This is a genomic window from Thiohalophilus sp. (assembly GCF_031581315.1).
Taxonomy (GTDB): Bacteria; Pseudomonadota; Gammaproteobacteria; order UBA6429; family Thiohalophilaceae; genus Thiohalophilus.
The window spans coordinates 1-3,248 of the sequence record NZ_JAVLAZ010000112.1; the positions used below are offsets into that span (position 1 = coordinate 1).

Genomic DNA, 3,248 nt, shown 5'->3' on the forward strand with positions numbered 1-3,248 from the left:
GTCGCCGACGGGCCTGACGCCAGAGCAAAAAGCAGAAAACCGCGATCCCCAGGGCAAAAGCCAGCAGCGCACCGCGACTGGCGATGATGCCCAGCACAAATGCAAACAGCAGCAATACCGGCCCGCTGACATAACGAAGTCGCTTATTTTCGCCGGCGAGATAGATCGCGGCCAGCGGAAGCAGGGCCAGGTTGATCAACGCCGCCAGCGAGTTCTTGTTATAAAAACTGGCGTCCGCTGAGACGCCATAAACCAGTTGCTCGACCGCGCCCCATAACGCCAGACCCACTACGGCGAGCAGCAATAGCTTGAGGTTCCAGCGCCAGCTGGAGTCGGCCTCGGGCAGCAACAGATAGATCGCGACGATCAGGGCAAAGACCCCGACCCACCAGAGATTCATCACGCCCAGATACGGCACCGGGTGATAGATCAGGCTGAGCCCGAGAAAGGCAAGAAACAGCCCGACCGCTATCGTTAGTGGGGTGATGACAATGGTGTGATGCCGGTGATAGCCATGCAACAGGGCCAGCAGTAGCCAGCCGAACAGAGCCAGTTGGGCAAGACTGTAATACTGTAAATAAAAGCCGTTGAAGATCAGCGCCGCGATGAAGGCGGTGAGAAAAAACACTGTTGAGGACAACGCCACACGGTTGCGAGCGAGAGCGGAGAAGATACGGCTCATGGAAAGTACAGAGGCCGCGCGAAGCGGCCTCTGTTAGTTGTTAACGCTTAACAGTCACTGATAATTGTTGTTACCGGATCGCTGTTAGTCGGAGTGTAGGTAGCGCGACATGAAGCATTGCCGCCTGAAGTCGGTTCATAAACAAGAGAAGTACCAAGGGTGCTAGCACCGTTAGTGAGGGGATTGTCAAAACCATCGGGATTGGGCATGGCTTCCACGATGCCACCAGTATTTGCTATCGGGCGACCGCCAAAGCCGGGATTATTGTCTTCATCCAGTACAGTGACAGTAGTTCCACCCATACTTATGGTGGTAGCCGACTTGTCGCCATTAACCACATACTGCGCCTGCCCCAGTGCGGCGGCGGCACGCAGGCCGCCGGCGACACCCTGCACGCTGGCTTCGCGGGCATCGGTGGTGACGTCGATGAATTTGGGCAGCGCCGTGGCCGCCAGCAGGCCGAGGATCACGATGACCACGACCAGTTCAATCAGGGTAAAACCGCGTTGTTGTTTCATGAGAATCTCCAGAGTATCGATTGTGTGGCAACCGCGGTTGCCGGGTGAAAGCCCCTTCTGCCGCAGCAGAAACATGTAGTTTCAACAATTTAACGTAATTTTATAAAGTAATCTAGCAAGTTTTGGCCGGATTACAAGCAACTGGCTATTTTATCGACAAATTTTAACCGGGACTTGAGTTTTATAACATGACAAAAAGCAGGGTGACCGCCGCCAGAAAGACGATCCCGCCGAACAGCCGCGGGGCCCGTTCCGCCACGCTGTCCAGGGTCGGGAAAGTGCGGTTGATCGTGGCCAGTTTCTGGCGGGTGGAGATCCAGCGGTTGGCCTGTGTTTCCAGCCCCTTGATGTTACTGGGGCGGATCAGGACCACCAGGCCGATATACAGGGTGAAAACCCCGATCACGATCAAAAAGATCCGCAGCGTCTCCAGCAGCCAGGCCCAGACGTCGGTGGTCAGGACCGCGGGCATGATGCCGGCATAGTTCTCCAGCGGAAAATCGAAAAACAGGCGATAGAGCAGATAGCCGGAGCCGACCAGCAGGAGCAGCCCATAGAGTTTGGCGTGGCGGTAGAAATAGCGCTCGATGTGAAATTGCCGATCCATAAAGCCGCTGACCCGCCGGGTCAGGTAGCGCCGGCCGAGCAGCTGGTTGAGCTGTAATCCCAGCCGGGGGTGAATCAACAGCAACAGGCCATACAGCGCCGCCAGGGCCAGCAGCACCGCCAGAATCAACAGGGTGCTTTGCAACAGCGTCAGATAGGTATCGGGATTGTTATTCATTGTGGAAATTCCCATTGGTAGTTTTCCAGGGGGACCAGGTTCAGGCCGGCGATCCGGGTGGGGTCTTCCCCGTTCGGGCCGTTCGCGTGAACCAGTTCGATTCGGTAGCGCACCCGGGCCGGCCCGGGCAGTGGCGTGCGAAAATAGTCGCTGAACCGGATGCGATAGACCAGTGCCGAGTTGTCGATATCGAAATACCAGACCCCGGCTTTATTAACCTGCGATTCATTCGTTATCTCGCCAATATAATTGTCCGGCGGCTGGGCGAGCAACGCGATGGGATTGCTGTGTTCCAGGTTGCTAATGGTCCGGATCTCGTCCCGCGCTACCCGTTTGGCTACCTCCATTCCCAGACCGCTGCGCAGATTGCCGACCACGGTCTGCACCATGGCCCGTTCGGCGTCGACGCGGTATTCAAGCAGGCGATCGATGGCGGCGATGCCCAGAATGGAAATGATCAGAATGACCAGAACCAGTTCCAGCAGAGTAAAGCCCGATTGTCGTGAGCGACATCGCACCGGCAACCTCATCAGCCTCCCCGCACCGCGGACATGAGATCCCACATCGGCAGGAACACGCCCAGCGCCAGCACGAACACCATTGCGCCGAGGATCACGATCAGGATCGGTTCCAGCGCGCTGCTCAGGTACTTGAGCCGGTAATCGACCTCGCGATTGTAGAACATGGCGACATTATCCAGCATTTCGTCTACCGCGCCGGTTTCCTCGCCCACGGCGATCATCTGCAGGATCAATGGCGTGAACATTTCGCTGTGGGTGGCGGTGCGGGTCAGCGACTCGCCCTGCTCCACACCGGTACGCATGCCCTGAATGCGGCGTTCCACATAGGCGTTATCCACCGCGTTACCGACCACGGTTAGCCCCTGGGTGAGCGGCACGCCGGCGCGCTGAGTCATGGCGAATGACGTGGCAAAACGTTGCAGCAGCGCCTGGTGCAGGATGATGCCCACCGCCGGCAGTTTGAGCTTGTAGCGATCCCAGGTAAGCCGGCCGTTGGGCGTTTTGAGCCAGGCGCGGATACCGACAATGCCGGCAATCAGGATCGCCGCCATCACATACCAGTATTCGACCATAAAGTTGGACATGCCCACCAGCAGGCGGGTCTGCCACGGCAGTTCGGCATCGAACTTGGCGAAAATGCCGGCGAAGGTTGGAATCACGAAAAAGTTGATCACACTGATCGCGATGGCGATCGCAACAATCACGAACATTGGGTAGCGCATGGCGGTCTTGATCCGATCCCG

The 3,248-nt window shown here is 57.5% G+C and carries 4 protein-coding genes and 1 pseudogene; all 5 read right to left on the reverse strand.

The features are described from left to right. A pseudogene (locus tag RI563_RS12025) lies at window positions 1-682 on the reverse strand (hypothetical protein); the annotation flags it as partial. Between the two features lie 47 nt (window positions 683-729). Continuing rightward, entirely contained in the window at window positions 730-1,200 is a 471-nt protein-coding gene (locus RI563_RS12030; RefSeq protein WP_310694626.1) for a type II secretion system protein, read from the reverse strand. A gap of 181 nt (window positions 1,201-1,381) precedes the next feature. Further along, window positions 1,382-1,999, reverse strand: coding sequence for a hypothetical protein (locus RI563_RS12035; RefSeq protein ID WP_310694627.1), 618 nt, complete (start codon window positions 1,997-1,999; stop codon window positions 1,382-1,384). After that, window positions 1,981-2,502 carry a prepilin-type N-terminal cleavage/methylation domain-containing protein gene (locus RI563_RS12040; RefSeq protein WP_310694628.1) on the reverse strand — a complete coding sequence of 174 codons (522 nt, stop codon included), beginning with the start codon at window positions 2,500-2,502 and terminating at the stop codon, window positions 1,981-1,983. The genes RI563_RS12035 and RI563_RS12040 overlap by 19 nt, the downstream gene beginning before the upstream one ends. Before the next feature lie 11 nt (window positions 2,503-2,513). Further along, window positions 2,514-3,248 (reverse strand): type II secretion system F family protein (locus RI563_RS12045; RefSeq protein WP_310694629.1); only part of this gene is annotated, 735 nt, incomplete at its 5' end.